This is a genomic window from Comamonas sp. NyZ500, from assembly GCF_016772095.1.
In the GTDB taxonomy this organism is placed as follows: Bacteria; Pseudomonadota; Gammaproteobacteria; order Burkholderiales; family Burkholderiaceae_C; genus Comamonas; species Comamonas thiooxydans.
This window is the reverse complement of record NZ_JAEIJE010000001.1, coordinates 685046-702123: the sequence shown is the minus strand read 5'-3', so window position 1 is coordinate 702123 and position 17078 is coordinate 685046. Positions and strand designations below refer to the sequence as shown.

Sequence of the window (17078 nt, the reverse complement as noted above, 5' to 3'; positions counted from 1 at the left end):
CCAGGCAGTGGACTGCGCGGCGCAATCGGGCGATTTTAGGCTGCAAACAGCAAGGCCTGCGCCTTGATGGTCGCAGGCCTTGTATTCAAATATCCCCTGAGTCGCTTCGAGTCTTTCCTGAGGGGACGACCGACTTTGCGGCGGAGCGGCCCTTGCCTGGACTGTGGTGATTTTGAGAGCCATCACCACAGGCTAAGGCTTGCTGAAGTTACAAGCGTTGCTGGACCTGAGCCAGGGCCGCAGGATCTTCCATGGTGCTCAGATCACCAGGGTCACGACCTTCGGCCACGGCCTGCAGGGCCCGGCGCAACAGCTTGCCGCTGCGCGTCTTGGGCAGAGCCGTGACGAAAATCACGCGAGACGGACGCGCAACCGCACCCAGACGCGAGTCGACCAGCTTCATCACATCGGCCTCCAGGGCCTTGCTGGACACCTCATCTGCCACCAAGGCCGCATCGCGCACCACGGCAAAGGCCAGCGCAGCCTGGCCCTTGAGATTGTCGGCAACGCCAACCACCGCCACTTCGGCAATCTGGGCATGGGCAGAGATGCTCTCCTCGATCTCGCGCGTGCCCAGGCGATGGCCCGCCACATTGATCACATCGTCGGTACGGCCAAGAATGAAGTAGTAGCCGTCCTCGTCGCGGATGCCCCAGTCGAAGGTGCTGTAGATCAGCCGACCCGGAATGCTCTTCCAGTAAGTGTTGACAAAGCGGTTGTCGTCACGCCAGACCGTCTGCATGCAACCGGGCGGCAGCGGACCTTCAATCGCCAGCACGCCCTTCTGATTCGCCTGGGTCAACTCCTCGCCGCTGGCGTCATCGATAAGCTTGACGTTGTAACCGTAGACCGCCCGGCCCGGACTGCCAAAACGCGTGGCCTGCTTTTGCACGCCGTTGCACAGTGTCATGATGGGCCAGCCGGTCTCGGTCTGCCAGTAGTTGTCGATGATGGGCTTGTTGATGGCCTGGCTGATCCAGGTCGCAGTGGGCTCGTCAAGCGGCTCGCCGGCCAGCCACAGGGCCTTGAGGCTGGAGATGTCGTAGCGCTTGAGGTAATCCGCATCATGCTTTTTGAGCACGCGAATCGCCGTCGGCGCCGAGAACATGTGCGTGACCTTGTATTTCTCGACAATGCTCCACCAGATGCCGGCATCGGGGTTGACTGGCAGCCCCTCATACATCACCGTAGCCATGCCCGCAATCAACGGCGCATAGATGATGTAGCTATGACCCACGACCCAGCCTATGTCGCTGGTGCAGAAGAAGGTCTGTCCGGCCTGGGCATCGAAGATATGCGGCATGCTGGCCGCCAGCGCCACGGTATAGCCGCCCGTATCGCGCTGCACGCCCTTGGGCTTGCCTGTGGTGCCGCTGGTATAGAGGGTGTAGCTGGGATGGGTTGACTCCACCCAGACGCAATCCACCTGTGCATTCATGTGCCGGGCGCGCAAGGCCGACCAGTCATGGTCGCGACCTGCCTTCATGGGCATTTCAGCCAGCCCGCGGTTGACCATCAGCACGGCAGCGGGCTGGTGGCTGGATTGCCTGAGCGCTTCATCCAGCAAAGGCTTGTAAGCCACGACACGGCCGCCACGCGAGCCCGCATCAGCGCTGATGATGACCTTGGGTTCGGCATCATCGATGCGCGACGCCAGCGCGCCCGAGGCAAAGCCACCGAACACCACGGAGTGAATGGCGCCCAGACGCACGCAGGCCAGCATGGCAAAGCAGGCCTCGGCAACCATGGGCATATAGATCTGCACGCGGTCGCCTTTTTGCACACCCAGCGACTGCAGCACGGCGGCCATGCGGTTGACTTCCGCATGCAGCTCGCGATAGCTATAGACCTTCTCGGTCTGGGTTTCGGTGGAAATGGCGATCAACGCGTTCTGATCGCCGCGCTCTGCCAGATGGCGGTCAATGGCGTTATGGCAAAGATTCGTTGTGCCGCCCACAAACCATTTGGCGAATGGAGGGTTGCTGAAGTCACAGATCTGCTGCGGCTTCTGCTGCCAATCGATCAGGCCGGCCTGCTCTGCCCAGAAGCCGTCGCGGTCATGAATGGAACGCTGATAAAAATCTTCGAAACGCGTGGTCATGAATATGTCTCCTTGACTCTCCGTCTTCTGCAGAGAGTTTTCTGAATTCATAATTATTCATAACGCGCTTGCCAAAAACTGACAGCACTTTACTATCGCATCAACGCCGCATCAACGCCGCATCAGAGCACCGGCCCAAGCACGTTCAGTTCCTGGGTCCTCCTTGAAGCCATCTTCTAGGAATTCGTGTCCGCCGTGCCATGGGGTATGACATAGTGCTCCTGACTCCTCGGTGGACACCCCATGGAGACCATCTGCAAGCCAGGCAGCGATTCCTGGGATCTGAGCGCCGCTGGATGGAAATGTGGCGATCAGCGCGCAGCCAAAAGAAAAAGCGCCCAGAAGGCGCTTATTTCCTGAATAGCTGCAAGCGATTACTTGACCAGAGCCAGCATCTCCTTGAAGGCAGGGTCTTCGCAGGTGCGCAGCCACTCGAACATCACCATCTCGGTGGTCACCAGTTCGGCGCCGGCGCCCGCCAGACGGTCAAACGCTGCATCGCGGTTACGCTCGGTGCGCGAGCCGCAAGCATCCGTCACCACCCACACATCGAACTCGTCTTCCAGCAGCTCCAGCGCCGTCTGCAGCAGACAGACATGGGTTTCGCAGCCGGCAATCACCACCATATAGCGCTCGGGCGCCTGCTGCTGGGGCTTTTGCAGATGCTTGGGCAGGCTGCGCGCATTGCCGCCCTGCGGCTTGGCAGGAGGACGCAGCCATTCACCCAGCCCCTCCGGCACGGCGCTGAAATACATTTTCTCCAGCGTCTTCTGGCACAGCGCCTTCAGTTCCGCATTATTGGCGCCAAGGCGCGAGGGGTTCTGCTCAGTTCCCCAGACAGGCACATCCAGCAGCTGCGCCATCTTGGCCAGCTTGACGGCATTGGCCAGCGCTTGCGCGCCTTCGTGAATGACGGGCATCAGCTTGTCCTGGTAGTCCACCAGAACCAGTTGCGACTCGGAAGCTTCTAACAACATGGCAAATCTTTCTTAAAACCGTGTCAACAAGCCACTGCTAAAAAGCGCAGCGCTTGCGCAGGACAGGCGCGCGGCACGCTGAGGAAGCGTATCGCATCTGCTGCAATCGATGGCGCTATTGTCGCTGCAAGCGCATGCCGGGGTAGAAAGTCCGTCAATGCAACGCCTCTCGCATGTCAATACCATGAATTGCTGCATTCCCGACCCGCATTCACCAGAATGGGGAAATCACTTACTGCAATACGCTGCAAATTTGAGAGCAGCTCACGCAATAAGCTTATGCCCGCAGCTCACTTGCTGTGCTGCATCAAAAACCAAGAGAAAAAATTGGAAATAGAGCACCCATCCTACAAATGAACGTGTTACCCTCACGCCCCATGTCCCGATGGCTTATTGCACTTCTATTTGTCGGCGTTACCTCAGCGCACGCAGCGCCTAGCGAGCAGCGTGACGACGACATGGCCCAGTTGCTGGTCAACCGCGGCCTCATCACCCAGTTGCGTGAAGCTCGACACTCCGTGGCCGAGAAGACGACTGATTTCGTGCGCGAAGCACGTCAGAACGTGGCCGAAAAAACCTCCGATCTGGTGGTGACGGCCATGGGCTTCCTTGGGGTTCCCTATCGCCTGGGCGGCACCAATGCAGAAACCGGCTTCGACTGCAGCGGTTTTGTGCGGGCCATCTACTCCCAGACCATGGGCAAGGTTCTGCCTCGCGTCTCTGCCGAACAGGCCAATGCCACTCAGCAAATTGACCGCAGCGACCTCAAGCCCGGTGATCTGGTGTTCTTCAACACCATGCGCCGCACATTCAGCCATGTGGGTATCTACGTGGGTGATGGCAAATTCATCCACGCACCGCGCACCGGTGCCAGCGTACGTGTGGAAAGCATGCAGACCTCCTACTGGGCTCGCCGCTTTGACGGCGCCCGCCGCGTCGAAGGTGCTGACGCTTCGGCAACCACAGCTGCTGCATATAGCGCCCTGGGTCCATTGCAGCCTTGATTTTGAATCAGAGCTCGACCAAAACGCCTGCTTTCTGCAGGCGTTTTTGTTTTTTCCTTGAGCTCTGATGTAGCCCATGCCGCCGCATGTTTTCATGCAAGAACCACGCTCGCGCCGACATTCAGAATCGTCCGACAGAGTCGATCTGCCGGGCCGCGTAGAGTCACTTTCGTCAAAGCACCAACAGGGAACAAAATATGTCCATCATCGGAACCATCATCGTCGGTCTTATCGTCGGTTTGATTGCGCGGGCCATCAAGCCCGGCAATGACAGCATGGGCTGGATCATGACGATTCTTCTCGGTATCGTCGGCTCGTTTGTAGCAACCTATCTGGGCTCGGCCATGGGCTGGTACCAGCCCGGGCAAACCGCAGGCTGGATCGCATCGGTCATTGGGGCCGTGATTCTTTTGTTTATTTATGGCATGGTGCGCGGTAAGGCCAACTGAATCTGAATTCCGACCAAAAGGGGCCGACAAGCCCCTTTTTCTATTTCCGTCATCTCCTTATCGAATATGTGGAAAAAAGACCCGAGCTTCAGAAACCTTAGTGCGACCAGAGCGGAGCGCAAAGACATTGCCCAAGCCGCTGAAAGGGCCCGCAAACTACTGAGAAGACGGGCACTCGTCAGCGCTGCCGCCAGTGCCATTCCCATACCCGGTCTGGACTGGGCTGCAGATGCAGCCCTGCTCGCACAGCTCTATCCACGCATCAACCAGGAGTTCGGATTGACGCCAGAGCAACTCGACCAACTCACGCCAGGAAAGCGCGAGCAAGTCCAGAAAGCCATCGCCATGGTTGGCTCCGTGCTGATCGGCAAGTTCATCACCCGCGACATGGTGCTGCGCCTCGGCAAAGCCATAGGTTTGCGCATGAGCACCAAGCAGGCCGCCAGATATGTGCCCCTACTGGGCCAGCTCGCAGCTGCATCCATAGGCTACGCGACTCTGCGCTATCTGGGCGAGCGCCATATTCAGGACTGTATGCGGGTGGTGGAAGAAGCCGAGCTGGACATTCCTGGCCGCTGGCTGGACACCCGAAATCTGCTGCAACGCAATAGCGATCTGGTGCGCAATTGGCAGCAGGATCGCGGTCCCTGGCAGCGAGATCGTGATGACTGAGACAGCAACCTCCTCGCCGACAATGCACCTATGAACGACAGCAGCCTCCAAGCCCATCGTTACTGGCTCATGAAGAACGAGCCCGACGAGTACTCCATCGACCATGCTCTGGCGTCCCCCCAGCAGACCATTGCCTGGAATGGCGTACGCAATTACCAGGCACGCAATTTCATGCGTGACGATATGCAGGCGGGTGACGGCGTGCTGTACTGGCATTCCAGTTGCGCCGAACCTGGGATTTACGGCATTGCCCGCATTGCCGGCAATCTGCGTGTGGACCCTTCACAGTTCGACCCAGCAGACCCCTATTACGACCCCAAGTCCCAGAACGACAAACCGCGCTGGCTTATGCTGGATGTGCAGGCCTTGAAAAAGATCCGCCCCCTGCTGATGCCAGAGCTACGCGAGCAACCTCAACTGGCGCAGATGCGCGTGCTGCAAAAAGGCAATCGTCTCTCCATTACCCCAGTGACCGAAGCCGAATGGCAATGCATTCAGTCTCTACTGCAAGGGAGTTGAGGCTGAGCATGTGTATGCTCTTCTAGTCATAGCAAGCTGTGCTGATACCGCCTTGAACTTAATGCGATTTTCATCATAAGCAACCTCGGCAGTAACAAAAGCCGATAATGCCGGCTTTTCGCTGTTGCCCGACCCGAGGTTCAGCGGATCCCAAGAACGGCGCCCTGCTTCGGGGTGTGCCCAAACCATTGATAACACAGTGGCAACCAAGCCGGGACTCATCTCTGCGGTGCATTGCCACGAGCAGGCCGGTGCAAGTTTTGCGACGGCTCTCTTGTTCTTGTAGAAGATGACTGCACTGACCGATCACCCAGCCAAGGCTGCCTCGCCCCCTGCTTCTGCCGGCCTGCAAAAGACTCTGCTGCTATGGCATGTGGTCATCATCGGCCTGGCCTATATCCAGCCGATGACATTGCTGGACACTTTCGGCATGGTCTCGCGCGATTCGCTGCAGCATGTGCCCACCTCCTACTTTGTTGCCTTGCTGGCCGTGCTGCTGACCTCGCTGAGTTACGGCCACATGATCCGCCGCTACCCCTCCTCGGGCTCGGCTTATACCTATGCGCAAAAGGCCATTCACCCCAATGTGGGCTTCATGGTGGGCTGGTCCTCGTTGCTGGACTATCTGCTCTCGCCCATGGTCAATATCCTGCTGGCCAAGATCTATCTGACATCCATGTTCCCCGAGGTCAACCACTGGGTCTGGATCGTCGGCCTGACCGCGCTGATGGTTTGCGTGAACCTGCGCGGCATCCGCTTCGTCGCCCATTTCAATGGCTTGATCGTCTTCTTCCAGTTGCTCGTCATCGCCGTCTTCACCTGCATGGTCTGGCGCGATCTGCATGCGGGCCGCAATGCCCTGGGTGCGATTGCCGAGCATGGCGGCTTGGGCCTGTGGACGCTGTCGCCCTTGTGGAGCGCCCAGGCCGAGATCGGTGCGCTGATTACGGGAGCCACCGTTCTTTGCTTTTCGTTCACGGGGTTCGACTCGCTGAGCTCACTGGCCGAAGAAACTCACGACACCCGAAACACCCTGCCCAAGGCCATTTTTCTGACGGCGCTTATTTCCGGCCTGATCTTCATCGTGGCCACGTATTTTCTGCAGCTCTATTTCCCGGGCGACCCCGGTCAGTACTTCGAGGCCGTGGACGAAACCCAGCCCGAGATCCTCTATCTGGTGGGCGGCGCGCTGTTCAAGTCAGTGGTGCTGTCCTTTGCCATCGTCACCGTCATGGCCTCGGGCATCGCGGCTCACGCGGGTGTATCGCGACTGATGTATGTCATGGGCCGCGATGGCGTGATCCACCAGCGCTTCTTCGGCCACATCAGCCCCAAGTCCTTCACGCCTTCCTACAACATTCTGCTGGTGGGCGCAGTGGCGCTGACCGCTGGCTTGCTGAGCCTGGAATATGTGGTCGCCCTGATCAGCTTCGGCGCGCTGACGGCTTTCAGTTTTGTCAATCTGTCGGTGCTGGCCGAATATATGTGGCGCCAGGGCCGCTGGCACAGACCGGGCGACCTGCTGCGCTATCTTGTCACCCCGGTGCTGGGCTTCATCAGCGTAGGCGCCATGTGGCTGGAAGTGGAGCCCAGCTCGCTGAGCTCGGGCCTCATCTGGGGCTGCATAGGGCTTGCCTATCTAGCCATCATCACCAGTGGCTTTCGCAGGACCCCGCCCCAGTACGACGACTCGGCAGACTGATCCGCTGGACTGCATTTTCGGGTGGCGTGGCGTATTTCCCACAGGGCAATCTCATGGCGCCCTCTAACATCCCTGGATCAGAGTCTGATCGACCGCCATACCAAGGAGTTTGAGATTGCGCTGGAGCACCCCGTTCATGCTGGCTTGGCGCCGTGCCAAGACCACTTTTCCATCGCGGGCCAGGCTGGCCCTGCGTGATGCGATTGCCGCTGCGCTGGCCAGCATGCTGGCCTGGGTCATCGCCCAGCAGCTTTGGGGCCACCCCAAGCCCGCCTTCGCCGTGGTCACCGCCGTGATCTGCCTCGCCCCTGGACTGCCCAGCCATCTGAAACAGGCGCGCAGTCTGCTCATCGGCTGCACACTGGGCATCGTGATCGGCGATCTGCTGTGGCAGTTGCCAGAGCAGCATCTGTTGCTGCGCATGAGTCTGGGCGCATTTCTCTCCATCCTGCTCGGCGCCATCATCGGCCCCGCACCCGTGGTGCCGATTCAAGCCGGGGTCTCGGTGATTCTGGTGCTGGTGCTCGGCCCCAGCATGGCGGGCGGAGCCCGTCTGCTGGACGTCACGGTCGGTGCGGCGGTCGGGCTTATCTTCAGCCAGGTGCTGCTGACCTCCAATCCCATCAAGGATATGGGCCGGGCCGCCTCGATCTTTCTCAAGCAGCTTGCCAACGGTCTGGATCTGATTCTCAAGGCCTGCCAGCAGCAAAAAGCCGATGCAGCCGAAACCGCTCTTGGCCAGCTATCACTGGCCCATGAATCGCTGGCCGCCCTGCGCGCCGCCGTAGGGCAGGCCCATTCCTCGCGCCGCTGGTCCCTGCGCGGACGGCTCAATGCAGAGCGACTGGCTTTTGTCACCCGCCGCTATGACCGCCATGCCGTGCGGGTCTATGCCACGGCTCTGCTGCTGGCCGAAAGTCTGAATCGTGCCACCGCCCACACCGGGATGCCACCGCCAGCGGCAATAGCGGACTACTGTCGCTGGCTGACGCATGCCTGTCTGGATCTGGCCAACCAGCCAACCGTGGTCGCACTCAAGGCCGATGATCCACTGGCGACCATGGATAGCTGCCCTGCATCACCTGCACCAACGGAAGTACTGCAGCCCGAATGGCTGCTGGTGCATGAGAACGCCCGGCAACTGGAGCGTGCGTTGCGTGCCCTTATCGGCTCGCGCGATGCGTGAAAGACATTCACCCAAACGCATACCTATCAATCGCAAGCGGCTCTCAAATCAGAAGTTTGCCCCACCGCGCTTGTAAACCGTGCGCCCTTCCTTGATGGTCTCCAGCACCTGGAGACCGGCAAGCTGATGAGGCTCCACGGTCAGCGGGTTGCCCGACAGCACGGCAAGGTCGGCCAGCTTGCCGACCTCGATGGAACCCTTGCGGTCTTCCTCGAAATGCTGGTAGGCCGACCAGATGGTCTGCGCCTTGAGCGCCACCCAGGGCGAGACGCGATGCTCGGCCCCCAGCACACGGCCCGAGCGCGTGGTGCGATTCACCGTGGCATCGAGCACACGCATCGACGACGGCAGGGCCACAGGCGCATCGTGGTGAGAGGTGAACACCATGCCTTCGGCCAGCACCCAGCCAGTCGGCGAGATGTTCTGCGCGCGCGGATCGCCGAGCACCGAGTCGTGGTGCCAGTCGCCCCAGTAGAAGGTATGCATGGGAAACAGCGAGGGGAAAATGCCCAGCTCCTTGAGCTGGCTCACCTGGTCGCGTCGCAGCGTCTGACCGTGGATCAGTACCGGGCGCACGGCACGCGCCTGCTCCACGGGGCCGCTGGCACGCACGGCGGCGATGAACTGGTCGATCGCCGCGTCGCCGTTGCCATGTACCAGAATCTGCCAGCCGTTGTGGATGGCCTTGGCCACCTGCTCGTTGGCCCTGGCATCGCTGAGCACCCCATAGCCTCGATAGCCGGGCTGCTGGCCATCGGGAGGCACTAGATAGGGCTCGGTCAGCCAGGCCGTCTTGCCCTGAGGCGAGCCGTCGAGCGTGAGCTTGACGCCGCCAATGCGGAAGCGATTGGTATAGTTGCGGCTGAACTTGAGCTTGTTGGCCAGCGCGCCATCGCCCAGTTGCAGTATGTCGGGATAGGACACCACGTCGATGACCAGCCGACGCGACTCGGCCGCCGCCATGGCCGAGGCGATCGCGCCTGCGTCGGAGCGCCCGTCCTGCACCGTGGTGTAGCCGAACTCCAGATAGAGCTGCTGGGCTTTTTCCAGCCAGTCCATGGATTGCTCAAGCGTGAGCTTGGGCATGATCCGGCCCAGGCTGTGGAAGAAGGCGTTCTCCTCCAGTACCCCGTTGGGCACCGGGCTGCCCGCACGGCGACGAATCACTCCGCCTTCGGGGTTGGGGGTGCCGGGGCCGATGCCGGCACGGGCCAGGGCCGCGGAATTGAGTGCGCCGAAATGCCCTGACTGATGAATCACGGCAATCGGCAGGTCTCGGGAGACGGCATCGAGGTCATCGCGTGTGGGATGACGCCGCTCCTGGAGCTGGGAATCGTCATAGCCAAAACCGAGCACGATGCCCAGTTGTTTGACCTCGGGCGAGGTCTGGATGTACTCGCGCAGCGTCTGCTGCAAGTCGGCGATAGAGGCATTGCCGCCGTCGGGCGGAGGCAGCAGATTGGCCGAAATGGCCTGCAGTCCCACGCCGCCGATATGGCTGTGTGGATCCACAAAGCCTGGAATCAGCGTGCGCCCCTGCAAGTCCACCATGCGCGTGGCCGGACCGCGCAAGGCCTCCAGCTCCTGCAGCGAGCCGATGGCGGCAATCACTCCGGCATTCACCGCCACAGCTTCCACCTGAGGCTGGGCGTCATTCATGGTGAGAATCGGGCCGCCGTAATAGATCAGCTCGGCGGGCTTGACCACCGTCTTGGCACGACGCGAAGCACAGCCCGCGAGCCAGGGCGTTGATGACAATGCCGTCAGCGAAGCTGCGGTGGCGAGAAACTGGCGCTTTTGCATCATGAACCTCCACAAGACTGCAGCCTAACCGCAGTTCAGACTCGAATCATGCTTGGGCTGGCAATTGAGCCCTCTGCGCCAGCTCAAAACAACACACCAAATCGAACTACAGCACTTACCCACCAAGAACTACAAGCTCACAAATACAGAGCATCCCCCAAGTCTCAGGCCCTGAGGCTGCTCCAGCAACGGCCCACTCCCTGCGCCAGCAACCAGCCCAGCACGCACATGCTGCCTGTCACCATCCACGTAAACTGCCAACCGCCCATCTGCATGGCCACGGCCGCCACCAGCGGCGGACCCACAAACTGCCCCACGCAAGACCATTGCTGCATGAAACCCACGGTAGTTGACACCGTGGCCTGGCTGGGCGCCAGATGCATGGCCGTTGTGAACAAGGTCGCCGGTATCAGGCCGCCCGTCGCCGAGAACAGTGCCACGGCCACGAAGCGCAGCCACAGCGGCGCCAAAGGCTCGCCGCCGATCTGCACATAGGCCAGCAGCGCCGTCAGCCCCATCAGTACATAGCCGGTCTGCAGGCAGCGCGCGGGACTCCAGCCCCGATGCAACAACCTGCCTGCGGCCACATTGCCCAGCATATTGCTGGCGGCGACCACGGCAGTCAGCAGGCCGGCCAGCTTGGCACTGAGCCCTGCCTCAGAATAGAGCGTGGGCAGAAAGCCGACAATGCCCATCCACTGACCCGAATACACCATAAAGCCCAGCGACACCAGCCAGGGGCCGGGGCTGCGCAATGTGAGCGCCAGGCGCGGACGCCATCCTTCATCGGCAGGGACTGCTACCGCTGCAGTGGCATCCGCAGGCACCATGCGCCATACAGCATAGGCAGCCAAGGCGGAGGTACAACCCAGCGCAAGCCACCAAGTTTGCCAACTGGTCGCCTGCAGCACCCATGGCCCAAGCAGCAAGCCCATGGCGCTGCCAATGGGCATATAAGAGCCCCACCAGCCCATTCGCGCCCCCAGCTCTGACGGCTTGACGCTGCGACGGATCAGCCCTGGAGCAGGCATGGCGACCAGCAAGAATCCCAGACCTTCCAGAGCGCGCAGCGCCAGCAACCAGGCAAAGCCCGTGGCCAAAGCACCCACCATGCTGGACAGCGCCATCAACAGCAGCCCCATCAGCAAGCTGCGACGCAGACCCCATTTGTCGGCGCCCAGGCCCACCACCAGGCCCAGCACCATGCCCGCCACCTGAACGGTGGAGAGCAGAAATCCGGCCTGCACCAGGGACACGCCCAGTTGCTGCTGCAGCAGGGGCACGGCGGGCGGCAGCTTGCCCACATGCAGCGAGGCACTGACGCCCGCTGCGACGATGATCCATGAGGGGTTCAGACCCCGGTTAGTCACAGGCTCCACCACGTTGTCTCTTTTTCTCAGCTAGGTGATATGTCAACTATCTAGCATATGGCAAAACGCGAGCCCGATTGACAAGCTTTGCCGCAAGCGCGGCCGGAGCATGCCACTCTCGCCCTGACCGCGTGAAAATTGTGCGAACTCGCTTTCATGGCCGACGACTCCGTTTGAAAGAACTCCATGCGCTCTTCGCTTGATTTCAGCTCCTGGACCTCCTTGCTCTCCACTGTGCTGGGCCTGTTGCTGGTGACCTGCCTGATGATGGGCATTCGCCTGTTGTTCATGCAGACCGTGCAAAAACGACGCGAGCGTGAGAACCGGCAGATCAACGAACGACTCAAGACTTTGATCGCCGCCTACAAAACGCTGGGCAGCTCGTTCACCGGCACGCAGAGCGTGAGCCCTCTGCATCTGCGCGAGCTCAGGCAAACCGATGAGACGCCGCCACAAACGCCAGCCGGAGCTAGCCTGAACGAGCGCCGGCGTCGTATCCGGGATGCCGTGGAAGCCGCTCTGTCCGACATCATCCTGCTGGGTACCGAGGAGCAAGTGGAACTGGCGGCCCGGGCAGCCCAGGATATGGCGGCCGGTCGACCTATCGAGACCGCCGCGCTGGTCACCTCGCTGCGCGGCTTTATCCGCGACGCCCTGGATCTTGAACCCATTCCCTCGCATCTCCAGATACCGTCCCAGGGCCCGGCAAGGCCGAGTACCGGGGGCGCCGGAGGGAATCGCAAGGCCGGTGAAGCTCAGGGTTCGGGCGGTCGCAGTGGCGCAGGCGCTCAGGGTGCAAGCATGGGAGCGGGAGGCCTGGGACTGGGTGCCGGACTGGGCTCAGGTCTGAGTGCTGGTACGGGCAGCGAGGATCTCACGGACCGTCGCTCATGACACCGACTCGCCTAAGCCTCAGGCGCCCTTCTTGCTCAGAGAATGTCCAGCGGCTGCTTGAAGCGCGGCGGAGGCGAGGCAGCATCGATCAGCGCCAGCTCCTCCGGGCCGAGCTTGAGCTGCAGTGCACGGGCGTTGTCTCGGACATGGTCTTCGGAGCCGCTCTCGGGAATCGCCAGAACTTTGCCGCTGCGCAGAGCCCAGGCCAGAGCCACCACACTGGCACCGACACCATGGCGATCACCTATTTCAGCCAGCAGGCTGTGCTCAATCAGCTCTCCATGTCCTAGCGGGCAATAAGCCATCACGGTCACGCCGTTCTTCTGACACCAGGGCAGCAAGTCATATTCGATGCCGCGGCTGAGAACGTTGTAGAGCACCTGATTGACCACGCAGTTGCGTCCGCCGGGAACTTGCCACAGCTCCTGCATATCGTCGATGTCGAAATTGGAAACGCCCCAATGGCCAATCTTGCCCTGCGTCTTAAGGTCCTCAAACGCGGCTACCGTCTCGGCCAGCGGCGTATTTCCGCGCCAGTGGAGTAAATAGAGGTCGATACAGCCCACTCCCAGCTTATGGGCGCTGGCCTCGAACGCACGCATCACTCCCTTGCGGCTGGCATGCATGGGTAGCACCTTGCTGACCAGAAAAGGCCGGGGCCGACTTGGCGGCCAGTCACGCAGCACATCGCCAATCAGTTCTTCGGAAAGGCCGTCGCCATACATCTCGGCGGTGTCGATCACGCTCAGGCCGAGTTGCAATCCGGTGAGCAAGGCCGCTTTCTCCTCGTCCCGGCTACGCCGCCCCTGGCCAAGGTGCCAGCTGCCCATGCCCAGATTGGCATGTCCCTGCAAGAATGATATGGCACTGTGCATATGATCAATCCCCATGAAAAATCTTTAAAACATGCTTTTTGTCCGATATTACTGACGCTTTGTTCTATCAATCCTGCTAATTTTGTCAGCTCAGTTTGAGCCGCGTTATGCTTCACGTGCGAATCAACGACTGATGATTCGAATGCGAATGTGAAATCAAGTTCGCTATTACCAATAGCAATCCTCAATAAATTCATAACACGGGAGTTCATTGAATGTTCAAGTCCATCGCGGCCGCCGTTCTCGGCCTGTCACTTTCTCTGGGCGTCTGGGCCAAGACCGAAGCCACTCAGGAGTTACCGCCTGAAATCAAGGCCCTGCGCTGGCAGGAAAGCGGCAAGGGAGAAATCGCTGACAAGGCCAGCGTCAAGATTCCATCGGGCTATGCCTTTCTCGGCGAGGCCGACACATCCAAGCTGTTGCAGGCATTTGGCAACCCACCCAGCAGCGATCACTTTCTGATAGCCCCCAAATCGCTGGACTGGTTTGCCGTGTTTTCGTATGACGACACTGGCTACGTGAAGGACGACGAAAAAATCGATGCCGACGACTTGCTCAAATCCATGCAGTCAGGCGACAAGGCCGGCAACGAACAGCGCAAGAAGCTGGGTCTTGAAGCGCTGTACACCGATGGCTGGCAGGTTCCCCCACATTACGACACAGCCACCAAGCGACTGGAATGGGGTCTGCGTCTGCGCGGCGAGTCGGGCGAGAAGAATGTCAACTACACCTCGCGCATTCTGGGCCGCAGCGGCGTGATGACTGCCACCCTGGTCTCCGACACCGCCACACTGGCCCAGAACACCGATGAATTCAAGAAAGTACTCGCCGGCTTCGACTACAACAGTGGCCAGACCTATGCCGAGTTCAAGAACGGTGACAAGGTCGCCGCCATCGGCCTGGGTGCACTGGTGCTCGGCGGAGCTGCCGCAGTGGCCACAAAGAAAGGCCTTTGGGGTGCGATTGCAGGCTTTCTGGCAGCAGGCTGGAAGATCATTGCAGCCGCAGCGGTCGCGCTGTTCGCAGGCATAGGCAAATTGTTTGGCCGCAAGAAAGCCGCAGAATAAGACAGTCGGTCGCGGCTTCAACCCCTGTAACCCCGCCCCGCGCATCGCTAAGATCGCGGGGTTTGTCTTGTCTCGAAAGCCGTCTTGTACTTCACGATCTCCACGCAGCTGCAGGTAGTTCTGGCCATTGTCCTGTTCTATCTTTATGACGCGGCCTTGCTGCTCAAGCCAGAAGAGGGTTTGCTGCGCCCGCTACGCTCGGGATGGCGGGCACAGCTGGCCAGCCGGGGCTTCGAGCTGCGTCAGAACCGCCTGCTATGGCTGCCTGTTCTTGCACTACACCAGCCCGTCTACCGGCAGCGCTGGAGCACCACGCGGATTCACCTGCCCGGTGAGGCGACATTTTCAAAGGCAGTGGAGGCACATGCCCGCAGCTTCAAAGCGTTTGCGCTGCCGCTGTATCTGCTGGCTGCGCTGCTGTTTCTCTGTCTTCCCGCTGCCTTGCTGGTGCTGCATTCCGAACTGCTGCAGCTGATCGCACTCGCGCTGATCTATCTGAGCACGGCCTGCCTGAGCTGGCTGGCCCTGCGCCACGGCAAGCAGGGCCACAGCAATCGGGCCTTCGCGCGCTCCACGGCGTTTCAGATTTTGCTGTGCCCGCCATTTGCCCTCAATGTGGTGCGCAAGCTTTCGCTGTCCTACGAGACTGAAGCCGATTTGCTGCAGGCGGCGCAGGCCCTCATGAGCGCCGCACAGTGGCAGGACCTTGCAGCACAGGCTCAGCAGTTGATGCAGCGCGAAATGGATGAAATTGCCGAGCTGCCCGAGTATGCGCCAACGCTTGCGCAGATGCAGCAGGCGCTGCGGGTGCTGGAGCAAAACAGCGCCCGCAGCTGAACACGCCATCAGACTGCCTCACAATAGCGGCTTCCATCACAGCGACCATCGCGAGCACACCATGGCCTTTGCCGACAACCTCAAGCAACTTCCCTCCATCGCCCATGTCGCCGAGCTACAGCTGATCGACTCCGACGGCAAGCTTGCCGCAAGCATTCCGAATGCGCCTGGCAAGGCCGGCTCTGTCACGGTCTACAACGCCCTCTACGCAAAACATGGCAGCATCAATGTCGCCGCCGCCGAAGAGGGTCTGCAGCTGTTTGCAGAGCACACCGAAGACGCCAAGGCACGCCCCGGCGCTCACCCCAATATTGATCGACTGCTGGAGGTGATTGCAAGCGGCAAGGGTTATGCCGTAACGGTGATTGCAGCCTGAGCGTCTTCAGGCCCTTTCCCGGTTAGAAAGGCTTGACCTTCTTGCCTTGCTTTCTAGCGCCTGAGGCAGAAGGTATTCGGGGTCCGCACGCTGAACGCGGTTGCGCCCGGCGCTCTTGCCTCGATAAAGAGCGGCATCGGCCTGCTGCAGCGTGATGTCAAATGCCTGAGAAGTGATGAACGGATTGGAAACACCAATCGTCGCCGTGCAAGTGACAGAGCCGTGCAGGCTGATGCCAGGTATCGCGATTTCCGCAATCGCCGCACGTATTCTTTCGGCCAGTTGCAGAACTTCATCCCCCTTCAGGCCAGGGCAAAGAACCAGAAACTCCTCGCCGCCCAGACGACATTTAAGATCACTCCTGCGCGTGCTTTGCTGAATCGCTTCTGCCACGCGACACAGCACGTTGTCGCCAAACTGGTGCCCATAGTTGTCGTTGATGCGCTTGAAATGGTCAATGTCCACGATCAAGAGGTGGACCGGAGCGGCTTTCCTGGCTGCGAAATGCGCCTCCAGCCCATCTAGCAAACCACGACGATTGAGCAGCTTGGTCAGCGGATCCTGCGCTGCCATGCTGCCGAGTTCGTCGGTGAGACGGCGCAACGCCAGCCAGACAGCGCCTGGCGGAATCACCGTACCGAGGAAAGACATATAGATATAGAACACCATCTGGAAACGGCTGTTCATGTCCAAAGCCTGCAACCCACCCTTCAGGATCAGCATGAGCTTCATGGCATTGAGACCACATATGCCCGCGATCAGGATGGCAAACACCACCATCTCCACGGCCATATTCCTGGCAAAGCTGCGCGTTCCCCAAAGCAAAGTGATCGTCATGCAGAGAAACAGCAAAGTGCATGCCGCAGCCAACATGGCCTGACGCGCCTCCAGACCAAGCGTAGACTGCACCAGCACCTGAGCCGCGCTGTAGGCCAGTGCCAAAATCAGCAGCGGACGCCATACCGGCGTCGGCCGATTGAAAAACCGCATCGCACCCAGCACATACGCTACCGGCGCGCAAAGCGTCAGCGTGTGATTGACGAGACTCATCACACTCCAGCCAGGCTTGCCGCCCAACAACTGCAATATATAGGCACAACCAAGCAGCAGATTGCCCAGCGCAAAGACCTCCATGCCCATTTTTCTGCCGGGCAGCCTGCGACTGATCAGCATGAACAGAACGCAAAAACACAACAGATGCACGCAGAGCATGCCAAGGATGACGGTCGCAACCATGAAATCGCTC

Annotated in this window: 16 protein-coding genes; 10 read left to right on the top strand and 6 right to left on the bottom strand. The window is 60.2% G+C overall.

The window, feature by feature from the left end; translation table 11 throughout:
• Positions 1 to 208: 208 nt before the first annotated feature.
• Both JAO85_RS03075 and JAO85_RS03070 read right to left on the bottom strand, forming a co-directional pair.
• A complete protein-coding gene (locus JAO85_RS03075; RefSeq protein WP_202787424.1) occupies positions 209 to 2101 on the bottom strand; it encodes a propionate--CoA ligase in 1893 nt (630 codons plus the stop codon).
• A 374-nt stretch (positions 2102 to 2475) separates the two neighbouring features.
• Positions 2476 to 3078: an isochorismatase family protein gene (locus tag JAO85_RS03070; RefSeq protein WP_202787423.1), complete on the bottom strand. Its 603-nt coding sequence runs from the start codon at positions 3076 to 3078 to the stop codon at positions 2476 to 2478.
• A 377-nt stretch (positions 3079 to 3455) separates the two neighbouring features.
• On the opposite strand from JAO85_RS03070, the gene JAO85_RS03065 reads away from it, so the two are divergent.
• The 6 genes from JAO85_RS03065 to JAO85_RS03040 all read left to right on the top strand — a co-directional run bounded on the left by JAO85_RS03065 (position 3456) and on the right by JAO85_RS03040 (position 8610).
• Positions 3456 to 4082: a C40 family peptidase gene (locus JAO85_RS03065; protein ID WP_034349623.1), complete on the top strand. Its 627-nt coding sequence runs from the start codon at positions 3456 to 3458 to the stop codon at positions 4080 to 4082.
• Between the two features lie 197 nt (positions 4083 to 4279).
• The gene (locus JAO85_RS03060; RefSeq protein ID WP_003079200.1) at positions 4280 to 4531 is read left to right on the top strand and encodes a GlsB/YeaQ/YmgE family stress response membrane protein; all 252 of its coding nucleotides are present in this window, start codon (positions 4280 to 4282) and stop codon (positions 4529 to 4531) included.
• Positions 4532 to 4597: 66 nt separating this feature from the next.
• Positions 4598 to 5203 (top strand): hypothetical protein, encoded by a 606-nt coding sequence (locus tag JAO85_RS03055; protein WP_202787422.1) that lies wholly within the window; start codon positions 4598 to 4600, stop codon positions 5201 to 5203.
• Positions 5204 to 5233: 30 nt separating this feature from the next.
• Positions 5234 to 5722 (top strand): EVE domain-containing protein, encoded by a 489-nt coding sequence (locus tag JAO85_RS03050; protein ID WP_046462433.1) that lies wholly within the window; start codon positions 5234 to 5236, stop codon positions 5720 to 5722.
• A gap of 289 nt (positions 5723 to 6011) precedes the next feature.
• Positions 6012 to 7424, top strand: coding sequence for an APC family permease (locus tag JAO85_RS03045; protein WP_202787421.1), 1413 nt, complete (start codon positions 6012 to 6014; stop codon positions 7422 to 7424).
• 136 nt (positions 7425 to 7560) lie between these two features.
• Positions 7561 to 8610, top strand: coding sequence for an aromatic acid exporter family protein (locus JAO85_RS03040; RefSeq protein ID WP_087866028.1), 1050 nt, complete (start codon positions 7561 to 7563; stop codon positions 8608 to 8610).
• A gap of 48 nt (positions 8611 to 8658) precedes the next feature.
• Here JAO85_RS03040 and JAO85_RS03035 read toward each other — a convergent pair whose 3' ends face one another.
• Together JAO85_RS03035 and JAO85_RS03030 are read right to left on the bottom strand one after the other, a co-directional pair.
• The gene (locus JAO85_RS03035) at positions 8659 to 10413 is read right to left on the bottom strand and encodes an amidohydrolase (RefSeq protein WP_202787519.1); all 1755 of its coding nucleotides are present in this window, start codon (positions 10411 to 10413) and stop codon (positions 8659 to 8661) included.
• 164 nt (positions 10414 to 10577) lie between these two features.
• A complete protein-coding gene (locus JAO85_RS03030) occupies positions 10578 to 11792 on the bottom strand; it encodes an MFS transporter (protein WP_202787420.1) in 1215 nt (404 codons plus the stop codon).
• A gap of 177 nt (positions 11793 to 11969) precedes the next feature.
• Between JAO85_RS03030 and JAO85_RS03025 the strand changes: the two genes are divergently transcribed.
• Entirely contained in the window at positions 11970 to 12677 is a 708-nt protein-coding gene (locus JAO85_RS03025) for a hypothetical protein (protein ID WP_202787419.1), read from the top strand.
• A gap of 35 nt (positions 12678 to 12712) precedes the next feature.
• Here the strand turns inward: JAO85_RS03025 and JAO85_RS03020 are convergent, their stop codons facing one another.
• A complete protein-coding gene (locus tag JAO85_RS03020; protein WP_202787418.1) occupies positions 12713 to 13567 on the bottom strand; it encodes an aldo/keto reductase in 855 nt (284 codons plus the stop codon).
• A gap of 200 nt (positions 13568 to 13767) precedes the next feature.
• On the opposite strand from JAO85_RS03020, the gene JAO85_RS03015 reads away from it, so the two are divergent.
• From JAO85_RS03015 to JAO85_RS03005, 3 genes are all read left to right on the top strand, one after another.
• Positions 13768 to 14619 carry a DUF2167 domain-containing protein gene (locus tag JAO85_RS03015; protein WP_004340885.1) on the top strand — a complete coding sequence of 284 codons (852 nt, stop codon included), beginning with the start codon at positions 13768 to 13770 and terminating at the stop codon, positions 14617 to 14619.
• Positions 14620 to 14703: 84 nt separating this feature from the next.
• Positions 14704 to 15456 carry a hypothetical protein gene (locus JAO85_RS03010; protein ID WP_054074239.1) on the top strand — a complete coding sequence of 251 codons (753 nt, stop codon included), beginning with the start codon at positions 14704 to 14706 and terminating at the stop codon, positions 15454 to 15456.
• 61 nt (positions 15457 to 15517) lie between these two features.
• The gene (locus JAO85_RS03005; protein WP_004340880.1) at positions 15518 to 15832 is read left to right on the top strand and encodes a DUF2322 family protein; all 315 of its coding nucleotides are present in this window, start codon (positions 15518 to 15520) and stop codon (positions 15830 to 15832) included.
• A 6-nt stretch (positions 15833 to 15838) separates the two neighbouring features.
• On the opposite strand, the gene JAO85_RS03000 is transcribed toward JAO85_RS03005, so the two are convergent.
• A complete protein-coding gene (locus tag JAO85_RS03000) occupies positions 15839 to 17068 on the bottom strand; it encodes a GGDEF domain-containing protein (protein ID WP_012838325.1) in 1230 nt (409 codons plus the stop codon).
• Positions 17069 to 17078: the final 10 nt, after the last annotated feature.

What these genes read in the sequence shown, in the direction of transcription:
- JAO85_RS03075 (WP_202787424.1), bottom strand. Translation starts at nt 2,101, where the DNA reads ATGACCACGCGTTTCGAAGATTTTTATCAGCGTTCCATTCATGACCGC.
- JAO85_RS03070 (WP_202787423.1), bottom strand. Translation starts at nt 3,078, where the DNA reads ATGTTGTTAGAAGCTTCCGAGTCGCAACTGGTTCTGGTGGACTACCAG.
- JAO85_RS03065 (WP_034349623.1), top strand. Translation starts at nt 3,456, where the DNA reads ATGTCCCGATGGCTTATTGCACTTCTATTTGTCGGCGTTACCTCAGCG.
- JAO85_RS03060 (WP_003079200.1), top strand. Translation starts at nt 4,280, where the DNA reads ATGTCCATCATCGGAACCATCATCGTCGGTCTTATCGTCGGTTTGATT.
- JAO85_RS03055 (WP_202787422.1), top strand. Translation starts at nt 4,598, where the DNA reads ATGTGGAAAAAAGACCCGAGCTTCAGAAACCTTAGTGCGACCAGAGCG.
- JAO85_RS03050 (WP_046462433.1), top strand. Translation starts at nt 5,234, where the DNA reads ATGAACGACAGCAGCCTCCAAGCCCATCGTTACTGGCTCATGAAGAAC.
- JAO85_RS03045 (WP_202787421.1), top strand. Translation starts at nt 6,012, where the DNA reads ATGACTGCACTGACCGATCACCCAGCCAAGGCTGCCTCGCCCCCTGCT.
- JAO85_RS03040 (WP_087866028.1), top strand. Translation starts at nt 7,561, where the DNA reads ATGCTGGCTTGGCGCCGTGCCAAGACCACTTTTCCATCGCGGGCCAGG.
- JAO85_RS03035 (WP_202787519.1), bottom strand. Translation starts at nt 10,413, where the DNA reads ATGCAAAAGCGCCAGTTTCTCGCCACCGCAGCTTCGCTGACGGCATTG.
- JAO85_RS03025 (WP_202787419.1), top strand. Translation starts at nt 11,970, where the DNA reads ATGCGCTCTTCGCTTGATTTCAGCTCCTGGACCTCCTTGCTCTCCACT.
- JAO85_RS03020 (WP_202787418.1), bottom strand. Translation starts at nt 13,567, where the DNA reads ATGGGGATTGATCATATGCACAGTGCCATATCATTCTTGCAGGGACAT.
- JAO85_RS03015 (WP_004340885.1), top strand. Translation starts at nt 13,768, where the DNA reads ATGTTCAAGTCCATCGCGGCCGCCGTTCTCGGCCTGTCACTTTCTCTG.
- JAO85_RS03005 (WP_004340880.1), top strand. Translation starts at nt 15,518, where the DNA reads ATGGCCTTTGCCGACAACCTCAAGCAACTTCCCTCCATCGCCCATGTC.
- JAO85_RS03000 (WP_012838325.1), bottom strand. Translation starts at nt 17,068, where the DNA reads ATGGTTGCGACCGTCATCCTTGGCATGCTCTGCGTGCATCTGTTGTGT.